A 22,838-nucleotide genomic window follows, 5' to 3' on the forward strand; every position below is an offset into this window, starting at 1 on the left:
CCATAAAACCGAAGCAGTCTAAACTAGAGTTTTCGGGCAGTATCACGCAACCTCAGGAGCTGATCGGCCATGAAAACGTCCAAGTATACGGAGCAACAGATTACGCTTGCGCTGAGGCAGGCGGAAAGCGGCACACGCGTGGCTGAGATCTGTCGAAAGATGGGCATGTCGGAAGCCACGTTTTATATCTGGGAGAAGAAATACGGTGGGCTCGGCGTATCGGAGCTGCGGCGTTTGAAATAGCTGGAAGAGGAAAAACAGCGGTTAAAACGGTAAGCGCCCAACCAACTACACCCTAGCCATGTGACACGCTCCATGGAGGTAAAGCTTCAATATCCTCAACGCTTTGCGCGTTGGGCAGCTCTTTAAAATGTATCTCAGGTACTCATACACATTTAGGTAATTAGTTTTTGCCGCTTCGATTAGGCTGTATAGATTGGCACTGGCCTTAGCGCCTGCCTAGCTTTTACTAAACAACCAGTTTTTCCGGCCAATGGTGAACGGGCGTATCGCCCTTTCAGCCGGGTTGTTGTCTATCGGCTAATTGCCGTCATCTAGATAGCCGACCAAGCGATCCCATTGGTTATTGAAATAGGTTAACGCTTTACCCAGGGCTGTCGACGGCAATACGGTGTTGAGGCTTTTCTCTTTCCAAGCCTTGAGTTTCTCGATTATGGGAACCGCTTCTTGTTGTCGGATTCGATAACGTTCATCAGGCGGTTGATTTTTGATGTTTTTTTCTATTGCGTAGAGTTTTTGGATAAACGCGAGTGCCTAGTTGGCTTTACCGGTCTTTTTCTGCAGTTTTTGTGCCTCAACGAACTTACGGCGGGCATGCGCCCAGCAACCTAATCGTTGGATGTGGTAGGTATCACACGCTTTTTGATACCACTCGTAACCATCGACCATAATGGCGCTGGTTTGATTTGTGAGTAGTTCCAACGGAACGGCTTGTGGACGGTTATCGCGATAGTGATAAACCATTGCGGAGTGAATTCCAAAGGTGGCCATTAACCACAAGTAGCTTTTACTTTCTGCCGGTTTACCGGGCTCATCCAGCACTTGCAGTGTGGTCTCATCCATGTGAATCAGCGGCGGTTGCTGGATGTGTTCCGTGAGTAGGTTGATCAGTGGTTGCACTAACTCACCACACTTTACCATGACCGCCATGGATGGCGGAAATGCAGGTTTTGCAGGAGCAACAAACCTGTACAGTTGGCGAGATTGGTTCGATCTAACGCAATGCCAATGCGCTTAAACATTTCGCTTTGGCGATACAGCGGTAAGGCATCGGCGTATTTTTGCACAGCGATATAGGCAAGTAACCCCGGGCTGGCGATGCTTTTCTCGATGGGCTGCGTGGGCTTAGCCGCTGTTACAATATGTTGCTCACTGCAAGGACAAGCGTATTTTAAACGGCGATGCACAAGTACTTTGATTTGTGCCGGTATAATATCCAGCTGCTCGTGATTGTCACTGCCGATGACTTCCAGAGCGGTGCCGTCTTTGGGGCAGACCTTTTCTGAGTCTGTTAGGTCGTGAATGATCTCTTCACGAGGTATTTCAGCGGGGATGCCGACGCGAGGGCGAGATTTTCGTTCGTGGCTTTTTACGGTGGTGGTTTCAGTGGCTGCTTCGGGTTCGACTTTGTTATCCAGTTCTTCGGCTTCATTAAATAAGCCTAATTGGTCGACGGATACCTTTTCTGAGGAGCGTCCAAAGCGCTGTAATAAGAGCCGTTGAATTTCTTCTTTTAATGCGGCCAACTGTGAGTCGCGCCGAGAGATCTCGTTATCTTTTTCAGATAACTGCTCTCGCAGCATTCGATTTTCATTTTCAAGATCAGCCATATTAATCATGGCCGATATTTTACTCGAGCTTAAACCTCATCTCGATAGAAAATAGGCGAATGAGGGCTAATTTTAGTGATGTCGAAGCCGCGCAGTAGCCAGCACCACTGTTCATGATTTAAGGTAACAACGTTAAAGCGCTCATCGCTGGGCCATTTAAACCTGTCGCGCTCTAAGCGCTTTTGCCAGAGCGCAAAGCCTGTCGAGTCCCAGTACAGCACCTTAAGCTGTCGACGAGATTTATTGCAAAACACGAACAGACCGGGCTCAGTGACCGACAGATGCATTGACTCAGCAACAATGACCGATAAGCCATTGATCGATTTGCGGAAGTCCACCTGGGCTTTGTGCAGATAAATCGGAATGTCACTGTGCCAATCGATCATGCCTGGGCTCTAATCAAATCAACCAGGTAAGCCGAAGGTACAGATGCCGAGAGTTTGAGTTTAACGGCACCAACTTGCAATTCGATGTCGCTACCGGGTTGATGGGGTGCCACCCGCGCAACCTGGACAAAGGGCGAAGCCGAACTCTCAAGAGGCAGCAACTTACCCCGCTTTAGGCTGAAGTTTTTGGGGTTGAGGTTGTGCTGTTTGCAACAGTCAGTTTGAGTAAGGCCACTGGTTTCGTAGGCCTTGATCAGGGATTGCCATTGTTCGCGAGTGAGTCGAGTCATGATACTTCTTCGAATATGATTTGCTCGGAGGGTAGATCAAGATTAGCGAGATCGGTAGGGCGCGGTTAGTTTGGAGGTTACACCGCCAGAGCCGTTCGGGACTCTCATTCAGGTAATAACTCCCGCCGCTTTCAGTGTTTCAATGCGGTCCCACTCCAGACCCAATTCCAGTAGATAGAGCTCGGTGTGCTCCGCCGCCAGCGGCGCCCGGGTGGTGGTTACTGGCGTGTGATCAAACTGCACCGGTGGCCGAACCAGGCGCAGGGGTTCGTCGCCTTCGGCGGCTTCGACCTCAACCACCATGTCATTGGCCAGCGCTTGTGGGTCGCGGGCGAGCTCTTCCAGGCTCTGGAAGGGGACCCATTGGCCGCGCATGGTTTTCAGGTGTGTGCGCCAGTAGTCGAAGGGCTGTTTAGCGATGGCCTGTACCATCAGGGCACTGGCATCGGCCCAGTTCTCCATCAGTGCTTCGGCGGTGGCGAACCGCGGGTCGTCGGCCGCTTCGGGTAAGCCAAGATGTTCAAAGGTATCGCGGATGTAGGGGCCGGGTGTCAGGATACAGAAGTTCAGTGTGCCGCCATCGGCGGTGGTGAAGTTACCCATAAACGGGTTGCCCGGGGAGCCGCCGCCACGTGGCATGCGCGCCCGTGGCACCACACCCAGCTCCATGGTCTGGGCCATCCCTGATCCCGCTGCCCACCAGGCACTGCTCATCAGCGATACGTCCAGTTCGACGGCGTGACCGGTTTTCTCCCGGTGATAGAGGGCACCGAGAATACCGCCGGCGATGTTCATGCCGCCGATACAGTCACCGAAAGCCGGTATGCCCTGGGAGAGGGGGCCGTCCAGCTCTGCTGGCGACATGGAGTTGCCGATACCACTGCGCGTCCAGAAGGCGGTGCCATCAAAGCCGCCGGCCTCGCGCTCCGGGCCCTTGTCGCCAAAGGCACTGCCGCGGGCGTAGATGATTTTGGGATTGGCCGCGCGAATGTGTTCGATATCCAGCTTCAGCTTTTGCCGTTGCGCCGGCAGGTAATTAGTGAGGAAAACATCAGCCGTTTTGGCGATCTCGTAGATCAGCTGCTGGCCTTCGGCGGTGGAGATATCGATGCCGACACTGCGCTTGCCGCGGTTGGCGTGCTCCACCAGAGTGTGGCGGTTGGGGTTGTGCTTGGCGTCGCCGGTGCTGCGGAAACCGCGCATGGTATCGCCGCGCAGGGGGTGTTCGATCTTGATAACGTCGGCGCCCCAATCGGCCAGGACAGCGCCGGCGGAGGGGACAAAGGTGTGTTGTGCCACTTCGAGGACGATTACGCCTTTGGCAATTTGGGTCATGGTTATCTGCTCCTCAGACTCGTGCAATGACAGCGGCGGGCGAGTGCCCGGCAGGGGCCGGAGCCAGCGCCGGTGATAACGGTGATTTTGCCTGGCACCAGGGTACCCCCAGTGAATACCTGCTTAGTTGCTAGTAACGGCTGTTCGACGCGGATCAGCCAGCCGCTCATTCTGGCAGTGACTGCCACAGCCCCTCAACACGTGCCGGCATCGCTGGCGGGCCTTGGCGTCGCTGGCAGGCCCTGGCGGATTTGACAGTGGCCGGTGTCTGGGGGAATATCGAACGGCTTCAGCGATCGGCTACGCCACCATAACCATAATGAATAGCTTGAATCCTAATCCCATCACCGTTATCCAGGAGCTTCTGCTTCCGCAGGCTACCGTGCAGTTGGTGAATTACCCCGCCAAGGGGCCGGTTCAGGAGACCATGCATGAGTGTGATGAGTATTGGCTCGATCTGACCCTTACCCCGCGTCCCATCAACGCCCAGGCGAACTACCTGAATCACTGGCATCCCGGCCGCTTTGAGAGCCTCGGCCGAATATTCCTGGTGCCGCGTGGAGAGATGCTGTGCGTCCGTGGTGAAGGCAGCAAGCAGCAGACGTCGCTGGTTTGCAAGCTATCGGCAAGTGCGTTGCATGAATGGTTGGATTGCGAACAACTGAGCACTGACGCAAGGCTGGCTGCCTGTCTGAACATAAGCGATGGCCGTATTCATCAACTGCTCAATCGCATGGCTGCCGAGGTGCGCGACCCGGGACTCGGCAGTGAGGCATTAACCGAACTGATCAGTGCGCAGCTGGCCATAGAGTTGGGCCGCTTTTGCAATGGTATCTCGCCTCGGCTTAATAACTCCACACAGGGGCTGAACGAGCGTCAATTGCGATTAATTACTGAGCGGTGCAGGAAATTAAACCGCCGCCTAGCCTGACTGAATTGGCGCAATTGTGTCAGCTGTCGGTAAGGCATCTGACCAGAAGCTACCGCATCAGTACCGGCCACGCCATCGGTGACCAGATTGCGCAAGTCCGTCAGCAGCATGCGCTGACGTTGTTGCACAGTGATATGAGCATCAAGGCCATCGCCTACACTCTGGGGTTCAAATCCTCAGCCAGTTTTTGCCACGCCTTCCGCAAGGCCACCGGCGAAACCCCCGGTCACTACCGCAAATCCCGCTACGGCTTCTGAAACCCGGGCTCGAGGCTGAGTTATCAGGGCGGAACAGTGGTGTTTACCGGTGTGCGTGGGTATTGGTGTTGCTCGTAGAGTGAACTAACGAATCCAGAGTACGCCCGCTTCTGAATCCCATTCAATTGTCTGTTTCCAATTAGGTCTTACCGGCTATGCAAGTCCTGCGGAGCGCCTGGTTTTTTTGAGCCGGGTCACTCCGGTGTTTGGGTTGTTCACCCTGATAGCATTGGTCGATGGTCCGGTATACAGCAATCTACATCGTTGGGGTGGCGGCTGGAAAAGTTCTTTCGTGTATCTCTACGCCAAGAAAAGTCGCGATCCTACTGATCATTACTGCTGAGGTGTTGTACCTGGTGTCGCCGGTAAGCGTTCGTCCTTTCTGGATCAACCTGCTGTTTGTACTGGCCGTTGCCTTCTTGGGTAACGTGACCGTGGGTACGTTAACAGACCCCTTAATAGGAATCTGAGCGGAAGGTTTGGGACACTGGTTTGACAGTAGCCTGTGGTTGTATAAATACCTCCTTCCACTCCCTGAGCATGTCTGTCATCAATCCACACTGAAGTGAATCCCCTGATCTTCTTTCACCTGCTCGATCACCATGTAGGTGTGTGTCTGCGCCACCCCGGGGAGATCGACGAGTTTGCCGAGTACTTCACGATAGCTTTCAGACTGGGGAAAGCGGAGCTTAACCAGATAATCGAATCCTCCGGCGAGCATGTGGCACTCGGCAACCTGGTGCAGTTCACGAATCGCATCTCTGAAATCATCAAATACCTGGCTGCTGCTGCGGTTCAGCGTGACTTCAACAAATGCCACGGTGTGCTGCCCCAGATAATCCGCATTGAGTTTCGCGTAATAGCCCGTGATAAACCCTTCGGATTCAAGGCGTTTTACGCGCTCAAGGCAGGAGCTTGCAGAGAGATTAATGCGCTTGGACAACTCGATGTTTGAGGTGCGGCCATCACTCTGTAGGACTTTTAGGATGCGACGGTCGGTACGATCAAGATTGCGGAGAGGCTTTTTGTGGTTTGACGTTGGCATATTAATGTTCTGAAAATGTTTATAAAGTCAGAATATAGTACGGTAATAAGCCAAAAATGACAAAATAATTCTGGTATTTAATTGGTATTCTACGAACAGTATATTTTTTGATGGAGGGCGCTTGTGAGTGCCCGCTCAGTCGTTTATCTGTCCTGTGAGGTATCTCTTGAACGCTCCCTTTCTCTCTCAATCCGATGTTCTGATCCGACGTCTACACGATTATTATTCTGCTCCTGAAGATGACGTTGCGCGGGAATTACTGGCTGCAGCCAAGCCCTTGCAGGCAGCGCTCGTACCTGCCTCGGTAATCGCTGAGGAGCTGATTGCAAAGGTTCGTGAAAGGACTCTTGGTAAAGGCGGAGTGGATGCACTGTTGAATGAGTATTCCCTGTCGTCAGAGGAGGGCATTGCACTGATGTGTCTGGCCGAGGCTCTGCTCCGGGTTCCGGATGCCGACACAGCGAAAAAGCTCATTCGCGACAAGCTACAGGGCGGAAACTGGATTTCCCATGCGGGCAAGAATAGCTCGGTGTTCGTGAACGCGGCGACCTGGGGGCTGGTTGTTACCGGACGGTTTCTCCGTTACAGCGATACTCAAGCGTCGGCGCACAAAGCGGCGGGCAAGTTGATCTCGCGGCTCGGTGAGGCGGGGATTCACCTCGCCGTGCGGCGGGCGATGGGCATCATGGGAAATATCTTTGTTATGGGGCAGGAGATTGGTTCGGCGCTGACGCGCGCCCGAGGGCTTGAGGCGAAAGGGTTTCGCTATTCCTACGACATGCTTGGTGAGGGGGCGCGTACCCGAGCTGCAGCCGCTGACTATTTTGAAAGCTATCGCCGCGCTATTAATGCCATTGGCCAATCGACAGCGGATATGGACTGCGTCGACAGCGCCGGTATCTCCGTCAAGCTTTCCGCACTGCATCCGCGTTACGAATGGGCTAATCGGGATAAAGTTCTCGAAGAGCTGACACCACTGTTGCTGGAGCTGGCTCTGCAGGCCAAGTCGTTCAATATCGGGCTGACCGTTGACGCCGAAGAAGCAGACCGGCTTGAACTTTCACTGGAAGTGATCGCTGCGGTCGCCCGCAATCCGCAACTTGAAAAGTGGGACGGATTTGGATTTGCCGTGCAGGCGTATCAGAAGCGGGCCAGGATTGTAATCCAGACGGCGGCCAATATTGCCAGATCTACCGGCCGGCGCCTTATGATTCGGTTGGTCAAGGGCGCTTACTGGGATTCAGAAATCAAACAGGCACAGATGGAGGGATTGTCCGACTATCCGGTATTCACCCGGAAATTAACCACGGATTTGAGTTATCTTGTTTGTGCTGCCGAGTTGCTGGCGCACAGGGACTGTCTGTTTCCTCAATTTGCGACGCACAATGCCAATACCGTTGCTGCGATTCTGTCGCTCAGTCAGGAACGTAGCGGATATGAGTTCCAGCGGCTGCACGGCATGGGCGAAGAGCTGTATGACGAGATTATGAAACGGGAGAAGATAGCCTGTCGAATTTATGCGCCGGTGGGCAATCACACCGATCTGCTTGCCTATCTGGTCAGGCGGCTGCTAGAAAACGGTGCGAACGGCTCGTTTGTCAACAATATCATCGATGAATCCCTGTCTACCAGTCAGCTGGTTGCCAATCCCTATGAGCGGATGGTCGGAGAGAAAGTCTTCAGAAATTCCGCGATTCCTCTCGCACCACACCTCTATGGGGAAGGCCGACCCAATTCGCGTGGTGTGAATCTGAGCCATCCGGTGTCTGTGGCAGGGCTGAATGCGGGTATTGATGCGGCTGCCGCCCGATTCACTATGCAATCAGAATGCGGGGTTAGAATTCGTAATCCGGCTGACCTACAGGAAACCGTTGGCTTTCTGGAGATGGCGCCGGCAGAGGCTGTCGAATCCTCGCTTGTGGCAGTGAGTCGTGGAGCGAGTGATTGGGCCGAGAAGACGGTAGAGGAGCGTTGCCATCTCATCAGCCATTTTGCTGAGTTGTTAGAGGAGCAGCGGGAGCAGTTACTAATGCTCTGTATCCGCGAGGCTGGCAAAACGATACCGGATAGCCTGGCTGAGCTGCGCGAGGCTGTTGATTTCTGCCACTACTATGTTCAACAGGCGCGTGCTGGTTATATCGGGGGGGCGGGCTATAAGCCCCATGGTGTGGTTCTCTGCATCAGCCCTTGGAATTTCCCTCTGGCCATCTTTACAGGGCAGATTGTCGCTGCGCTGGTGGCCGGGAACGCCGTTGTTGCCAAGCCGGCAGAGCAGACGGGATTGATTGCAGAGGTGACGGTACAGCTGATGTATCAGGCCGGGATCCCTCGGGCCGCGGTGCAGCTCTTATGCCTGACCGGTACAGACACCGGCGGATGGGTGGTTCCCGATCCCCGCATCAATGCTGTTATGTTTACCGGGTCAACGGCTACAGCGCGCCGGATCCATGCGACACTGTCGAAGCGCACTGACGCTCCTGTACCAATGATTGCCGAAACTGGTGGGCAGAATGCCATGATTGTGGATTCCTCAGCGCTCCCAGAGCAGGTTGTGGATGATGTTATCCGCTCGGGGTTTCAGAGTGCAGGACAGCGCTGCTCAGCGCTACGGGTGCTGTTTCTGCAGGAAGATATTGCGGATGCAGTGATCGCCATGATCCGCGGTGCGATGGAGTCGTTGGTAATCGGTAATCCCGCACTATTGACCACGGATATCGGTCCGGTGATTGATCGCGTGGCAGCTGAGCGGCTGCAGGCGCACTTGGATAGAATGTGTGGCATTGCTCATAACATATTTCAGACTCGCTTACCGGAAACTTTACTCGAGGGGCACTACGTCGCGCCGGCCTTGTTGGAAATTCCTTCCGTCTCCGTTCTGGAGGGCGAGGTGTTCGGGCCCATGGTGCATGTGGTCAGATTCCGGGCTGGTGAGATCGACAGCGTTGTAGATGAAATTAACAGTAGTGGCTTTGGATTGACGCTGGGAGTTCACAGCAGGATTCAGGCAACGGTTGACCAGATCTGCTCGCGAGCGGAAGTGGGTAACATCTACGTTAACCGGGACATGATCGGAGCTGTCGTTGGCGTCCAGCCGTTCGGAGGTCGCGGTCTTTCCGGGACAGGACCCAAAGCCGGTGGTCCGCTATATCTGACCCGTCTTGTTAAGGGGGGCCGAGATTCTTTTGGTTCGGAGCTGAAAAAAGTCGCCGATCCTCTGTGCCAATTCAGTCAGCTGATTCAAGAGATAATAGGCGCGAATCCAGTCGACCCCGATGTTATATCCGCTCGGCTGCAGGCCCGTGGTGCTCAGCTCGATACTCTACTGCACGATATCTTCGAGCCCATCAGCCTGCCGGGGCCGACCGGAGAATCCAATCAGCTGTTGCTGGAGCCGAGAGGTCGGATTCTCATGCATTACGACGGTTCTGATTCCCAGCATCATGCCTGGCTGACTCTGGCGGCCGCAAGTCTGCTTGGCAATAGCGTGGAGCTGTGTGTTCCCGGTCACTGGCGGGATTCGTTGGCTTGTCTGAGTTCTGCTCTGCGGATGTGCGGCAGAAGTTCCGAGGTGATTTTTCTTTCTAACGAGAGCCCTGAGCTAACCTCTGCCAAGTATGGCATGGTTGTGATGTGCCCGGGAAGCTCACTGATTTCCCTGACAGCAGAACGGTTGGCTTCAGCTTCGGGATCCATTATCTCGATTCTTGCCGAGATACCAGGAGTGTTTTACGGGCATCGATTCGTTGAAGAGAAAACCATCACCGTCAACACGACCGCGTCTGGCGGCAATACCTCTTTAATGATGTTAAGCGACGTCTGAGTTGCTGTTTGTCTTCGGTGTCTCTGCGGCGGTACACACTGCCCGCGCAGAGGCTGCTCTGTTTGCAAGTCGGCTCGCTTATGGTGCGCTGAGTTTCCCATCGCTTCAAATTACGGCATAAAAGATCTGATCAGACTGATTATCCTTAATGTCAACTATAAATTTTACTTATCAGCTACCCTGATTTCATATTTTTACAGAAATATCTCCCGTTTTTGAACCAGCAAAGTGCGAGTTAATAATAGTTTTAAATTATCTATTATGCGGTTTATTTAATAATAATCCGTATAAAGTGCTGTATTTCGCCTTTTTCTACTGGGGCGCGTCATCGGACAATTTCTCGGTTGACATAAAAATCTGCAGCGGTATATTTATAAACAGTCTGAACAGACTGTTACTGAACTTTGTAAATTATGTGGTGATTTGGGGGTAGGTATGCTGAGTAGTAAGGGAACAGGTCTGGGCTATCAGGTGTCGCTGGTGGTACTCGCGTCGCAACTGGCGTTGGCAATATCAACGGCTGCGGAGGCAGAAACGAGCCAGAAACGCTCGTCTATGGTAGAGGAAGTTGTGGTTACTGCGCAGAAGCGGGAGCAGAGCACCGTGGATGTACCAATGAGTATTACGGCTATGGGTGCCGGAGAACTGGAATCAAAGGGGATTCAGGATGTTATGGATCTCTCTTTTGCCGTGCCGGGCCTTATGATTCGTGAAGAAGGGCCGGGGCGTCAGTCCATGTACATGCGTGGAATCGGGAACAATAACGGCTCCGGAATTCTGACCAGTGTGTATCTTGACGAGGCGCCGATAAATACCGGTTCCGGCGCACTCGGCGCATCAAATATGCTCAATATCAGTACTGCTGACCTGGAGCGCGTCGAAGTGCTACGGGGGCCGCAGGGAACGTTATACGGTGCCGGAGCTGTTAGTGGAACCGTTCGCTACATTGCAAAGGATCCGCAGCTGGATCGCTTCACAGCATCGGGAGATGTGGCCCTCGAATATACGCACGAAGGTGCGCCCTCACAGGCGCTGACGATGATCCTGAATACTCCGGTCGTTGAGGAGACGCTTGGATTCCGTATTGTCGGTTCCTTTGATAAGCAGGGTGGCTGGATCGATATGCCGGATTCTCCCTCCAGCAGTGAGGATGTGAACAACCAGGATATTTCCGACATCCGAGCTAAAATGCTCTGGTTGCCCACCGATGCGCTGAGCATAAAAGCGACAGCGATGGTCCGCCGTAATCACAGTGACGTGGGAACCAGTATTTCTGATGAAGATTACAACTGGTATCCCGGTTTTGATACCTCTAAAGGTGTTCCATATGACGAGGCGTCCGAACTCTTCAATGCGACGATCACCTATGACTTTTCCAGTATTCAGTTTCTGACCTCGACTACCTATCTGAATCAGGACTCTGAAAGCCAGTATATGTTTAAGGACATTGGTGGTGGCGCAACGCTGTTCGATGGTTACGAGTTCCTATCCGAACGTGAAAACAATGTTGAAAATATTACTCAGGAATTCCGTCTGGTAGATACCGCTGATAACTACACTTGGACGCTGGGAACTTACTACTCAGATTCCAAACAGGGGCGCAGTTCTGTTGGTGACGTACTCTGGAGTGGCTTCACCTACATCGAAGTGACACACAACGAGCAATCTTCCAAATCCTGGGCAGTTTTCGCAGATGGCTCCTATCGGTTTACGGATGGTCTGGAACTGGGTGTTGGTGTTCGACAATTCTCTGATGATCGCTATCAGGAGAATGTTCTAAGCGGTGTGAACGACAGTGATACGTTTACCAAAACCACCTGGCGGGTTTACGGTACCTATGGCGTTACTGACAACGTTAATATGTATTCGAGTATCGGTACCGGTTTCCGCAGTGGTGGCTTCAACCTCGAAATTGCCGGAGCTGCACCGTATGGACCAGAAAGCCTTCTCTCTTATGAGCTGGGAACCAAAGGGACGCTGTTTGCTGGTCGAGTGAAATACGACATCGCACTCTTTTACAGCGAATATCAGGACATGTTGCAACGCTCGCTACAGGTTATCGACAACGTTTTTCGCGGCGTAACCAGTAATATCGGTGATGCTGAAGTAGAGGGAGTGGATTTCAGTTTTGACTGGCTGGCGACCGAAAACCTGACGCTGAGCGCCAGTGGATCTTTCAGTAACGGAGAGATCACCAGCGCGGATCTCTCTAACCCGACTGGTAGTATTCCCGGCGACCCACTGGATTACGTACCCGATTACAGCTACACCCTGGGTGCTGAATACCAATTCGATTACTATGGCCGTCCCTCCTACGTGAGAGCGGATTACAATGCCCGCAGTGAGATTACGGTAATCGACCGGACCACTATGCCGGGTATCGGCAAGTCCGATTCAGTGGAACTTCTGAATCTGCGTCTGGGTACAACGATCGACAAGTGGCGTCTGGCGCTGTATGTGGAAAATGCCCTGAATGAAAATGGCTCTCTTGATCCTTGGGGCAACTGGGGCATCACCATGCGACCGCGTCCACGCACAATCGGCTTTTCTGTCGGTGTAGACTTCGAGTAACTCTGCCGGCGACAACATTCCTCACCGCCCGTCTGTTTCTGTCAACGCGTATGGGGGGAATGTTGTTGGTTACTTCATCCAAATTGTCACTTACCGTAGCCTTTACTATGCGCTTTCTACCCTGGTTATTGCTTCCCTTCACTGCTGTTGCTTCTGCTCAGGAACAGCCGGATTACGCCCGCTCCATGCAGTTCACACCAGATGCGCTCAAGGAGCGGATTTACTCCACCCGCATTGATCCACACTGGGAAGAGGGTGGTCAGCGGTTCTGGTACGGTTATGAAACGTCAGAGTCAACCTCATACTGGCTGGTACAACCCATTCAGACACCTGCCAAGGTTATTCTGGTCAACACAGGTGATGTCATCAGGAGATTGCAGGCCTCTGCAACGGCTCGCGAATTTGGTCATATCGGTCGGCTCAACGTAACCGGGTATGACTTTCAGCATCAGATTGTTACCCTGGAAACGGAGTGTTCTGAGCCTGCTGAGCCATCTTCAGAGAACTCCGCCGCCGGTTGTATGAAGGTTGAGGTTGACTATGACCGCGCACGCCAAAAAATATTATCCGTTGAAAATAGCGGAGCTGAAGCCCCTTTACCGGACTGGGCCAGTCTGTCGCCGGACGGTTCTACGGTCGTTTATATCAAAGAAGCAAACCTGTTTATGATGTCTGTTGCCGAACTCCGTTCGTTACAGTCCGGCGAAACAGATCATCCGAAAGAAGTCCGGCTGACCGATGATGGTGAAGTGGATTACTCATTCAGTGGTGCTTACCACCCGCCGGAATTCAGTTATTCCGCCACAGTCCCCGCCGAACGTTCCAAAGCACTGGTGCAGTGGTCTCCGGATTCAAGATATGTTTCCATCGTTCGCTACGATAATCGCGAGGTCGAAAAATTATGGGTAATTGATTCTCTGAGTCAGTCCAGGCCTCAACTGGTCTCTTACCCCTATGCCATGCCGGGGGAAGATCATGTTCCTCAGGCCGAACTCTGGCTGTTTGACCTGAATAAAAGGCGCTCCAGAAAGATTCGGACAGAGAAATTTGTCGATCAATATCTCATTCCCATGGTTACTGATCCGGATGCAGAGGGTGTGGTTCGGTGGCGTACTGACAGTCACAATCATCTGTTTTTTTATCGGGTAAGCCGGGATATGAAACAGGCGGAAATTGTTCAGTTGTCTCCGAAGAGCGGTAAAATCAAGGTCCTTCATAAGGAATCCACCAACCGCTATCTGACCTACCATCCGTACTACCGGATGATCCTGGATCTGCCATTTTATGCATTTAATGATGGTAGCTCACAACTGATCTGGTCTACGCAAAGCGGTTGGGGACAACTCTTTCTGGTTAACGATGGGGACGCTGTAACTCCTGTAACACAGGGCCGCTATCAGGTCATGGCTATTGAAGCCGTAGATGAAGCGGCCGGCGTGGTCTTCTTCCGAGCACGTGGGGTCGACCCCAAGCGCAATCCTCATTATGAGTACCTGTACCGGATCAATCTTGATGGTACCGGTCTCACTGAACTGAACGCTGCTGATGGCACGACCACAGTGGAACTTTCACCTGACCACTCTGTGTTTGTCAGCAATGTGTCTGATATCTCTTCCACACCTTATTCCAGTTTGATCAGTAGCACTGGTCAGCAATTACTGCAGCTTGAACAGGCGGATGTTTCCCGACTGAAAGCGATCGACTTTACCTGGCCGGAACGGGTGTCTTTAGTTGCTGCGGATGGACAAACCCGTCTTTATGGCGCGATGTACCTGCCTTCCAATTTTGACAGCACCCGGCAATACCCGCTGTTGGTGAATGTCTATCCCGGCCCCCAGAGTGATCCGGTTCCCAAAACGTTTGAAGACAGAAGCTTCGGTGCGGATTTTCGCTTCCTGGCAGAGCAGGGTTATGTTGTCGTCACAGTTGAAAACCGCGGTGGAAGTCCCGACCGAGGCGTTAATTTCCGTTCCATCAGCAGTGGCAACTTCCGAGATTACGGTCTCCAAGATATTGCTGTCGCCGTGCAACAGCTGGGGCAGCAGTACAGCTTTATCGACCCGGCAAAGATTGGTATTTACGGGGGATCCGGCGGAGGCTTTATGTCTACCGCAGCACTGCTGCAGTATCCGGATGTTTTCAAGGTCGCCGTATCCGAATTTGGTAATCATACCAACGATATTTACAACAACTGGTGGGGCGAAATTCATAATGGGCTTACCGCCTCAGAGAGTACCGAGGGCAATGTCGAATGGATAATCGATATTCAGAAAAATACCGATATTGCTGACCAGTTGCAGGGGCGCCTGTTACTTGCCACCGGTGATGTGGATACCAATGTTCATCCTGCCAACACTTATCGTCTGATACATGAACTGATCCGGCAGAATAAACGTTTTGATTTTTTCCTGTTTCCCGGGCAAAGCCATGGATTTAGAGGCCACGATGCCGATTATTTTCGGGTACTACGTGCGGACTACTTTAATCGCTATCTGAAAGGCAGGACTCAGCCGCTGTCGGTTGCTATTCCGGAGCTGCCTGAAGCAGCGGGCCAGCCTTAATTAATATTTTAAAATTATCCAGGAATTTCAGTTTAATGTTTCGTTCTCTCTTTAAAAATTGCAGTATTTTCGATGGCTTCAGTGACGTTCTGCTGCAACATCAGTATGTGGTTATAGAAGACAGTCTTATACAGGATGTAACTCCCGATAGACCGTCCGGTGATTTTGATTCAGAGACCGATGTACGTGGTATGACGCTGATGCCCGGACTGATCGATGCCCACGTGCATGTCAATGTGCATAAGACCAGTATTGCCGCTTCAGATGAACTCGACACTACCACCAGGGCACTGCATTCAAATGTATTTATGGAAGCAGCTCTGCAGCGGGGGTTCACCTCCCTGCGAGATGCTGGAGGCGCTGAGCGCGCGCTGTACAATGGCGTTGAGAATGGCCTGATCAGAGGACCACGTCTGTTTTTTTCTGGCAAAGCGATCAGTCAGACCGGTGGCCATGGCGACTTCAGACGCCCCCACCAGTTTGAAAGCTGCGCCTGTAGTTACTCCGGCTCCATCAGTCGCCTGGCCGATGGCGTCGATGAAATGCGCAAGGCTGTCCGGGAAGAGTTACGCTACGGTGCCCATCAAATCAAGATTATGGCGAGCGGTGGTGTGGCATCACCGTCAGACCCTATCTGGATGTGCCAGTATACGGAAGATGAGATCCGCGCGGCGGTGGAAGAAGCTGCCCGCCATCAGACCTATGTCATGGCCCACGCCTATACCCCCGAGGCTATCTCCCGTTGCATCCGGTTGGGTATCAGATCCATTGAGCACGGTAATCTGATCGACGAGGCGACAGCGAATTTGGTCCGCGAACATGACGCTTTTGTGGTTCCAACTCTCTCAACTTATCATGCACTGGCGGCCCATGGAGGGCGCTGGGGCTTTCCTGAAGAGAGCCTGGCGAAAGTGAGTGAAGTTAAGGATTCCGGTCTACGGGCATTGGAGATTCTCATGCAAAATAACGTGAAAATCGGTTTCGGTAGCGATCTGCTAGGTGATCTCCATGTCTATCAGTGCGATGAATTTCTGATCCGCAGTGAAGTACAGCGGCCTTTCGATATTCTGCGATCTGCGACTTCTATTAATGCTGAATTACTGAATATGGCAGACCGGCTGGGGTGTGTTAAGCCGGGAGCGATTGCGGACCTGATTGTTGTCGATGGTAATCCGCTTGAGGATCTCAGTTGTTTTACCGCTGATGGAGCGCATGTCTGTCTGATTATGAAAGACGGGAAAGTTTATAAAGATACCTTGAGTGCAGTCCGATGACATCTGTTGAAACATCATCCGCGTCTTCTGTTTCCACACGACTGGAAGCCTTACCCTACGGGCGTTTTCACAAGCGTCTGCTGCTGATGGGAGGCACAGGCTACGCATTTGACGCGATGGATGGTGCAATTATTGCTTTTGTTCTACCCATTCTGATATCGCTCTGGTCTCTCAGTAATGTTGAGGCGGGGCTGATTGTCAGTGCCACTTATATCGGTTATTTCTTCGGAGCCATTGTCGCTGGTACCTTTGGCGACGTGTTGGGGCGGCGCCTGATTATGATGTCAGCGCTTGCGATTTTCAGCGTGGCGTCTCTGATTAGCGCCTTCTCGCCGAACTGGAATGTATTTTTTGTACTCAGGATTATTGCCGGTTTCGGTATTGGAGCCGAGAGTGCAATCGTGGCTCCTTTTCTTTCTGAGTTCGTTGCATCTCGCTACCGAGGGCGCTTTATTGGCTCCTTGGCGGGCTTCTTTTCGTTCGGCTTTCTGGGTGCGGCAGTGCTTGGTTATCTGCTGGTACCCCGATTCGAATCCGGCTGGATGCTCGCCATTATTGTGACGTCTCTGCCAATTTTTCTGCTGCTATGGTGGCGGCGCGAGCTACCTGAATCTCCACGCTGGCTGGTGTCTCAGGGGCGTCAGGCGGAAGCGGAGGCGATTGTCGGTCGTATTGAAGAGCAATGCGGAGTTCGTTCGACAGAGCCAGGACCTGAAGAAGGTCTGGAAAAGACTGCTGAATGTGCGGCCAAGACCACGGGTTTTTTTCGCAATGTACCATTGTTGTGGTCAGCCGGACTGCGTAGGATCACGCTGATGTCGTGGATACTCTGGATTTCAATCACTTTTTCTTACTACAGCTTTTTTACCTGGATTCCGACACTGCTGGTACAGAACGGGATGTCGGTGACCAAAAGCTTCACCTATTCCATTGCCATTTATGCTGCGCAGGTACCTGGGTATTTTTCCGCTGCATTCATGAATGAGATCCTCGGTCGTAAATTCACTATTGTGAGTTATCTGCTGCTGGGAAGTTTGTCCGGTATTGGTCTGGCGACGTCAGGCTCTGACCTGACAGCCATTCTGGCCAGTATCTGCCTCTCATTTTTCATGAACGGAACCTATGCCGGCGTGTATGCGTATACGGCTGAGATATATCCGACGCGGGTGCGAGCTACCGGTGTCGGGCTCTCTTCTGCAATGGGACGGGTGAGTGCAATTGTTGCCCCAGTGCTGGTGGGGGTGATCTATCCGTTGTGGGGATTTTTCGGTATTTTTGGAATCACCACCATTGTCCTTGTGAGTGGCGCACTGGCTGTCATGCTGCTCGGCATCAACACCCGGGGAATTTCGCTGGAAGAGCTGGAACAACGTCAGCTGGGTTGAGCCGATAAGGGTGAGCTGTTGGGCTCACCTGTTGGTCCGGCAGCGGTCTATTTCAGGTAATCCTCGACAATGCTGATCCACTCCCGCAGCAATTCCTGAAAATAATCCGGACGATTCCAGAGTACCGACTGGAAACCCATCCCCCGCAGCAATGACAGCGTTAGATTGAGAATCATAACCACCTTCTTGTCGTCAATATTCCTGCCACGTAGTAATAGATACCAACAGTCATCGATGTTCTGATGAAATTTTTCGGTGATGGGATTTAGGATGCTTTGCAGTTCAGGTGTGGTCTTCGCGTGTACCACGAGTTCCATGGTGACGGAGAACAGCTGGCCCGAAAAATAGACTTCCCAAAGGTAATGAAACAGTTCGTTAGGTTGCCCTGCATTGCTCCTTATTGCATCCACCCGTTCGCGCAGATCGCTGACGAAGGCATCCAGCATTAATTCAAAAGCTTCCGAAATCAGTCCGAGTTTGGTCGGAAAATGATGGACCTGAGCTCCCCGCGAGACTCCTGCACGGGCGACAATAGCATCCATTGTCGCACCTTTGTAACCAAGCTCGGAAACACAATCGAGAGCAGCATTAATGAGCTTTTCTCGGGTCAGAACACTGCGCTGCTGCATATTGCCAGGATGCTTTATTTTTAAATCCATTTTTGGTTACAGCCCTTGGTAGATCTCGGTCTCATTTTCATCCGCACACTTGCCCCCTGAAAGCGGTCTGTTCAGATTGGATTTTGTATTCTAGCGAAGTCACCCGAATTATACGACAGAGAATTATCACGGAGTTGCCGGTTCTCGCATCCGGATGCAGTGCCGATCATCAGTGGGGGTATCAGTCAGTGAACGGCGATTCTGGAATCGTGGTCGAGAGAAGCGTTTTACCGGCCTACCACTCCACCATCGACGACCTGAAGCAATCTCTGGATACTCGCTGCTAAACAGACATGAAAATAGGCGTTCAGGCGTTCAGGCGTTAAGGCGTTAAGGCGTCGATTCCAGCAGGTAGATCACTAGTTTTATAGGTTCCGAAGTTTGCACAGTACTCACACCGGTGGTGACAATAGTCAGGTGGGAAGGCGTAGTGGAAATCTGTGCTATCTGCAGCCAATGCTAAAAGTTCGCCATTTAGCCGCTCACTCCGTAACGGGAGTAGCTTATGGGGAGGGTTGTAGGTTGGTGTCCTTGCTGTCATTGGCACAGGAGCTACCGCAGGGCTATAAGCACTGTTACTGGGGCTGGGCTTTTAGCGGCTGTCTCACTGCTCTCATTTTTAAATCTCGTCTTTCATATATCGCCAACTTCAATCATAATGATTGCAATTGATTGTTTATGATTGATAAAGACTGAATAAGGCGCAAAATTGGGTCCTAACTGATACCCAAATAACGGCTTAATGTTGGTTTACTCTTGGGAAGAGGGCGCTAGCGCTGCACAAGATGGTCAATTCAATCTTGTAGACAGTGGCTCCTCCAGCAATGGATTGGGGAGGGTAGATTGTCATCAAAAACAACCTTGCAATCACAATAAATAAAGAGCATCGAAAATCAGAATCTCAAGCCCAAAGACAATAAATCTATAACACAAGGTTGAACTACTCATGTTGAGAGAGCGATTACATCTTTCATTGCCACCTTTACGCCGCTGGGCGCGCTGGACGTTACTCTCCTCCGTCTGCCTCTACACCACCGCCTGCAGCGGCCCGGAACAAGCGTCCACATCGGAATTGGAAGCTGGCTTCGAATCGCCTCCCAAGGCTAGCAAACCGCTGGTGTGGTGGCACTGGATGAATGGCAATGTCACCAAGGAGGGGATCGAGAAAGACTTGCAGTGGATGCACAGTGTCGGCATAGGTGGCGTGCAGAATTTCGACGCCAACTTGAATACGCCGCAAGTGGTGGATGAGCGTATCACCTACATGACGCCGGCCTGGCAGGAGCTGTTTAATTTTGCTTTGGATAAAGCCGCCCAATACGAGTTTGAGTTTGGTATTGCAACTTCCCCCGGCTGGAGTGAAACCGGGGGACCCTGGGTTGCCCCCAAGGATGGTATGAAGAAGCTGGTGTGGAGCGAGACAACGGTCAATGCCAATAACCCAACACCCGTTCGCTTGCCTGCGCCCCCCAGCACCACCGGTCCATTTCTGGATATGCCGCTGCAACCCGAAGCCTTCGGTGGTGCTGCCAAAGCCCAAGATCAGTACCCGAGCTATTACGGCGACATCGCCGTTTTGGCTTATCCACTTGCTACCCCGGACTCGATTCCGGTGGCCCGTGTTACCGATGCCGCCGGCAAAACCATCGACGCCTCCGTTCTGATGGATGGCAGTTATGCCAAGCCTTTGACCTTACCCTACGAAGGCGATGAACCCTACTGGCTAGAGTTTGAGTTTCCACAAGCAGAGTCTGTTCGCGCCGCTGCGGTATCGATGCCGCCGGTTTCCATGTTTATGCCTTCGCAACTGCACCCGGAATTACAGGCCAGTGCGGATGGTATCACTTTCACCCCGGTGGCTGATTTTGAGCTGAATTCCAGCCCTCGTTACACTGTGGCTTTCCCCGCAGTTAAGGCCAAAGCATTTCGTCTAGTGTTTAACACCGCCAAATCGACCGGATTCAATTTGCCCTCTTCGTCTGCCCCTGGGGCGGTTGATCCACTGGCAGGGCTGGCGGCCATGTTTGGCGGGCAGGGTAAAAAGGTTGATATCACCGAAGTCGCTTTCTTCCAGCAGGCGCGGGTACATAGAGCGGAAGAGAAGGCTGGCTTTGCCTTAAACGAAGACTACTACACGCTCAATCAAAGCCGTCTGGTGGCGGGCATTGATAAGAGCCAGGTGTTGGATATTACTCAATACCTGGCAGACGATGGCCAGCTCAATTGGCAACCGAAAGCGGGCCAATGGAAAATTATTCGCTTGGGCTATTCGTTGACCGGCAAAGAGAACCATCCGGCCAACCCGGAGGCCACGGGCCTGGAAGTAGACAAGTACGATGCAGAAGCGGTACGCAGTTACATCAACACCTACCTGGATAAATACCTGGCGGCCGTTGGTGATACCAAAATGGGAACCGAAGGTATCCAGGCCGCGTTGAATGACAGTATTGAAGTTGGCCCCTCCAACTGGACGCCCTCCATGGCGGCTGAGTTCAAACGGCGACGGGGTTATGAGCTGGCCTCTTGGCTGCCCGCGCTGACTGGCGTGGTGATCAATAATGCCACCGACACAGATGCGTTTCTCTACGACTACCGTAAAACACTGGCCGAATTGCTGGCGGAAAATCACTATGGCGTGATTACCGAAGCGCTCCACCAACGCGGTTTGAAACACTATTCCGAAGCCCTGGAAAACGGTCGCCCGACGTTAGGCGATGGTATAGCCATGCGCAAAAGCGCCGATATTCCGATGGCCGCCATGTGGTCGTTCGATACCGAAAACAACGTCGGGCCCAAGCCTCAATATTGGTCGGATATTCGTGAAGCCGCGTCTGTAGCCCATATCTACGGGCAAAACCTGGTTGCCGCTGAATCCCTGACCAGCGCGATGTCTCCTTGGGCCTTTGCCCCGCGTGACCTGCAACCCATGATCGACATGGAATTTGCCCTTGGTGTAAACCGCCCCATTATTCACACGTCGGTGCATCAACCGCTAACGGAGAAAGCGCCTGGATTGAGCCTGTTTATCTTCGGCCAGTATTTTAATCGGTTGGAAACCTGGGCCGACTACGCGCAACCCTGGGTGAGTTACATCACCCGCAACTCTTACCTGCTGCGCCAGGGTCACTTTGCTGCGGATGTGGCCTATTTCTATGGTGAAGAGGCGCCGCTGACGGCATTGTATAACGATCAGCCGCCAGACGATGTGCCACTCAACAACGGCTTCGACTATGTCAACGCCGATGTGATTATCCATGAGCTGCAACTGGACGGCTCTGAACTGATCACCAATGGCGGTGCGCGTTATAAAACGCTTTTTCTGGGTGGCAGCTCGCAAACCATGACTTTGCCCGTGCTGGAAAAACTGGCGGCGCTGGTTCGCGGCGGTGGCCAGGTCATTGGCCGGCAACCTATGGGTTCACCCTCTCTGGAAGATGACCCGGAGGCTTTCCAAAAACTGGCCGATGCCCTTTGGTCTGGCGACACCGGTAAGGGACGAATCATTGACAGCAACGATGTCGAAGCGGGGCTTGTGCAACTGGGTATTGCGCCGGACTTTGCCAACACGCGCCCCCACGCGGATACCACCGTAATGTATGTGCATCGAACCTTACCGGACGGTGAAATCTATTTTTACACCAATCGCAAAAATCGGGTCGAGGATTTGGAGCTGAGCTTCCGGGTAACGGGTAAGCAACCCATGCATTGGGACGCAGACAGCGGCAGGATTACCCCGGTCACTTATCGCATAGTAGAAGGCAGTACAATAATTCCTCGTAAATTGGAGCCCTATGAGTCCGGTTATATCGTGTTTACGGAGAAGACTAAACTGACCCAACTGGCTGTGCCAGCCGCGACAGAAAAAACATTAGCCACACTTCCCAAGGCGTGGCAGGTGAGCTTTCAATCCGGCCGTGGGGCGCCTAAGGAGCTACAAACGCTTCCGCTCGGTGACTGGAGCAGGAGTGCTCAGGAGGGTATTAAATACTTCTCCGGCACCGCCATTTATCAGTCGAATTTGCAGGTCGAAAAAGATTGGCTGCAAGGTTCCGACACCCTGGTGTTGGATCTGGGGGATGTAGGAGATATTGCTGAAGTTCTGATTAACGGCCAGTCTGCCGGCATAGCCTGGAAACCACCCTACAGAGTCGATGTGCGCGAGCAGTTGCAGCCCGGTAACAATGACATCACCATCAAAGTCGCTAACCTATGGGTGAACCGATTGATTGGCGATCAACAACCCGATGTAGAAGAGAAAATCACCTTCACCACCATCGACACCTATCACCCCGATGCGCCCTTGCGCCCCTCCGGCTTGATGGGCCCGGTAACCCTTCAGGTGATTCAACCTTAAAACGATCCGCGTTAAACGATACAGCATCCGATATTTGGGCAGTGCAGTGGCTGCCCAGGTATCGCCACACGCGCTGTTGGCTTTCAGAAGTATATTTCTTTCCTATAGATATCTTAAATA

15 protein-coding genes and 2 pseudogenes are annotated in these 22,838 nt (G+C 52.6%); 10 read left to right on the plus strand and 7 right to left on the minus strand.

Annotated features, from left to right (window positions below):
• Positions 1–69: 69 nt before the first annotated feature.
• Positions 70–240, plus strand: a pseudogene (locus SBL51_RS00170) (transposase); the annotation flags it as partial.
• 219 nt (positions 241–459) lie between these two features.
• Here the strand turns inward: SBL51_RS00170 and tnpC are convergent.
• From tnpC to SBL51_RS00195, 5 genes and pseudogenes are all read right to left on the minus strand, one after another.
• Positions 460–1,170, minus strand: a pseudogene (tnpC, locus tag SBL51_RS00175) (IS66 family transposase).
• Positions 1,155–1,850, minus strand: a complete 696-nt coding sequence (locus SBL51_RS00180; protein WP_317928441.1) for an IS66 family transposase zinc-finger binding domain-containing protein — start codon at positions 1,848–1,850, stop codon at positions 1,155–1,157. Before SBL51_RS00180 ends, tnpC begins: the two are co-directional and overlap by 16 nt.
• A gap of 29 nt (positions 1,851–1,879) precedes the next feature.
• The gene (gene tnpB, locus SBL51_RS00185) at positions 1,880–2,236 is read right to left on the minus strand and encodes an IS66 family insertion sequence element accessory protein TnpB (protein WP_317928442.1); all 357 of its coding nucleotides are present in this window, start codon (positions 2,234–2,236) and stop codon (positions 1,880–1,882) included.
• Positions 2,233–2,526, minus strand: a complete 294-nt coding sequence (gene tnpA / locus SBL51_RS00190) for an IS66 family insertion sequence element accessory protein TnpA (protein WP_317928443.1) — start codon at positions 2,524–2,526, stop codon at positions 2,233–2,235. The genes tnpB and tnpA overlap by 4 nt, the downstream gene beginning before the upstream one ends.
• Before the next feature lie 108 nt (positions 2,527–2,634).
• Positions 2,635–3,861, minus strand: coding sequence for a CoA transferase (locus tag SBL51_RS00195; RefSeq protein ID WP_317928444.1), 1,227 nt, complete (start codon positions 3,859–3,861; stop codon positions 2,635–2,637).
• Positions 3,862–4,180: 319 nt separating this feature from the next.
• On the opposite strand from SBL51_RS00195, the gene SBL51_RS00200 reads away from it, so the two are divergent.
• The 3 genes from SBL51_RS00200 (at position 4,181) to SBL51_RS23235 (ending at position 5,392) form a co-directional block, all read left to right on the plus strand.
• A complete protein-coding gene (locus tag SBL51_RS00200; protein WP_317928445.1) occupies positions 4,181–4,792 on the plus strand; it encodes a hypothetical protein in 612 nt (203 codons plus the stop codon).
• 5 nt (positions 4,793–4,797) lie between these two features.
• Positions 4,798–5,049: a helix-turn-helix transcriptional regulator gene (locus SBL51_RS00205; RefSeq protein ID WP_317928446.1), complete on the plus strand. Its 252-nt coding sequence runs from the start codon at positions 4,798–4,800 to the stop codon at positions 5,047–5,049.
• A gap of 184 nt (positions 5,050–5,233) precedes the next feature.
• Positions 5,234–5,392 carry a DUF4400 domain-containing protein gene (locus SBL51_RS23235; RefSeq protein ID WP_411860444.1) on the plus strand — a complete coding sequence of 53 codons (159 nt, stop codon included), beginning with the start codon at positions 5,234–5,236 and terminating at the stop codon, positions 5,390–5,392.
• Positions 5,393–5,599: 207 nt separating this feature from the next.
• Here the strand turns inward: SBL51_RS23235 and SBL51_RS00210 are convergent, their stop codons facing one another.
• Complete coding sequence (locus SBL51_RS00210) at positions 5,600–6,094, minus strand: winged helix-turn-helix transcriptional regulator (protein ID WP_317928447.1); 495 nt, start codon at positions 6,092–6,094, stop codon at positions 5,600–5,602.
• A 166-nt stretch (positions 6,095–6,260) separates the two neighbouring features.
• On the opposite strand from SBL51_RS00210, the gene putA reads away from it, so the two are divergent.
• From putA to SBL51_RS00235, 5 genes are all read left to right on the plus strand, one after another.
• A complete protein-coding gene (gene putA, locus SBL51_RS00215) occupies positions 6,261–9,914 on the plus strand; it encodes a bifunctional proline dehydrogenase/L-glutamate gamma-semialdehyde dehydrogenase PutA (RefSeq protein ID WP_317928448.1) in 3,654 nt (1,217 codons plus the stop codon).
• A 435-nt stretch (positions 9,915–10,349) separates the two neighbouring features.
• Positions 10,350–12,485 carry a TonB-dependent receptor gene (locus tag SBL51_RS00220; protein WP_317928449.1) on the plus strand — a complete coding sequence of 712 codons (2,136 nt, stop codon included), beginning with the start codon at positions 10,350–10,352 and terminating at the stop codon, positions 12,483–12,485.
• Positions 12,486–12,592: 107 nt separating this feature from the next.
• Complete coding sequence (locus tag SBL51_RS00225) at positions 12,593–15,046, plus strand: S9 family peptidase (protein ID WP_317928450.1); 2,454 nt, start codon at positions 12,593–12,595, stop codon at positions 15,044–15,046.
• 35 nt (positions 15,047–15,081) lie between these two features.
• Positions 15,082–16,320, plus strand: a complete 1,239-nt coding sequence (locus tag SBL51_RS00230; protein WP_317928451.1) for a metal-dependent hydrolase family protein — start codon at positions 15,082–15,084, stop codon at positions 16,318–16,320.
• On the plus strand, positions 16,317–17,705 hold the full coding sequence (locus SBL51_RS00235; protein WP_317928452.1) for an MFS transporter: 1,389 nt from the start codon (positions 16,317–16,319) through the stop codon (positions 17,703–17,705). Before SBL51_RS00230 ends, SBL51_RS00235 begins: the two co-directional genes overlap by 4 nt.
• Positions 17,706–17,752: 47 nt before the next feature.
• Here the strand turns inward: SBL51_RS00235 and SBL51_RS00240 are convergent, their stop codons facing one another.
• Complete coding sequence (locus tag SBL51_RS00240) at positions 17,753–18,364, minus strand: TetR/AcrR family transcriptional regulator (protein WP_317928453.1); 612 nt, start codon at positions 18,362–18,364, stop codon at positions 17,753–17,755.
• A gap of 946 nt (positions 18,365–19,310) precedes the next feature.
• On the opposite strand from SBL51_RS00240, the gene SBL51_RS00245 reads away from it, so the two are divergent.
• Positions 19,311–22,718, plus strand: a complete 3,408-nt coding sequence (locus SBL51_RS00245; RefSeq protein WP_317928454.1) for a glycosyl hydrolase — start codon at positions 19,311–19,313, stop codon at positions 22,716–22,718.
• Positions 22,719–22,838 lie beyond the last annotated feature (120 nt).

Source organism: Halioxenophilus sp. WMMB6, assembly GCF_033283405.1.
In the GTDB taxonomy this organism is placed as follows: Bacteria; Pseudomonadota; Gammaproteobacteria; order Pseudomonadales; family Cellvibrionaceae; genus Halioxenophilus.

Excerpts from the sequence above, each read along its gene's own strand:
- SBL51_RS00180 (WP_317928441.1), bottom strand. The coding sequence starts at position 1,850 with ATGGCTGATCTTGAAAATGAAAATCGAATGCTGCGAGAGCAGTTATCT.
- tnpB (WP_317928442.1), bottom strand. The coding sequence starts at position 2,236 with ATGATCGATTGGCACAGTGACATTCCGATTTATCTGCACAAAGCCCAG.
- tnpA (WP_317928443.1), bottom strand. The coding sequence starts at position 2,526 with ATGACTCGACTCACTCGCGAACAATGGCAATCCCTGATCAAGGCCTAC.
- SBL51_RS00195 (WP_317928444.1), bottom strand. The coding sequence starts at position 3,861 with ATGACCCAAATTGCCAAAGGCGTAATCGTCCTCGAAGTGGCACAACAC.
- SBL51_RS00200 (WP_317928445.1), top strand. The coding sequence starts at position 4,181 with ATGAATAGCTTGAATCCTAATCCCATCACCGTTATCCAGGAGCTTCTG.
- SBL51_RS00210 (WP_317928447.1), bottom strand. The coding sequence starts at position 6,094 with ATGCCAACGTCAAACCACAAAAAGCCTCTCCGCAATCTTGATCGTACC.
- SBL51_RS00220 (WP_317928449.1), top strand. The coding sequence starts at position 10,350 with ATGCTGAGTAGTAAGGGAACAGGTCTGGGCTATCAGGTGTCGCTGGTG.
- SBL51_RS00225 (WP_317928450.1), top strand. The coding sequence starts at position 12,593 with ATGCGCTTTCTACCCTGGTTATTGCTTCCCTTCACTGCTGTTGCTTCT.
- SBL51_RS00230 (WP_317928451.1), top strand. The coding sequence starts at position 15,082 with ATGTTTCGTTCTCTCTTTAAAAATTGCAGTATTTTCGATGGCTTCAGT.
- SBL51_RS00235 (WP_317928452.1), top strand. The coding sequence starts at position 16,317 with ATGACATCTGTTGAAACATCATCCGCGTCTTCTGTTTCCACACGACTG.
- SBL51_RS00240 (WP_317928453.1), bottom strand. The coding sequence starts at position 18,364 with ATGGATTTAAAAATAAAGCATCCTGGCAATATGCAGCAGCGCAGTGTT.
- SBL51_RS00245 (WP_317928454.1), top strand. The coding sequence starts at position 19,311 with ATGTTGAGAGAGCGATTACATCTTTCATTGCCACCTTTACGCCGCTGG.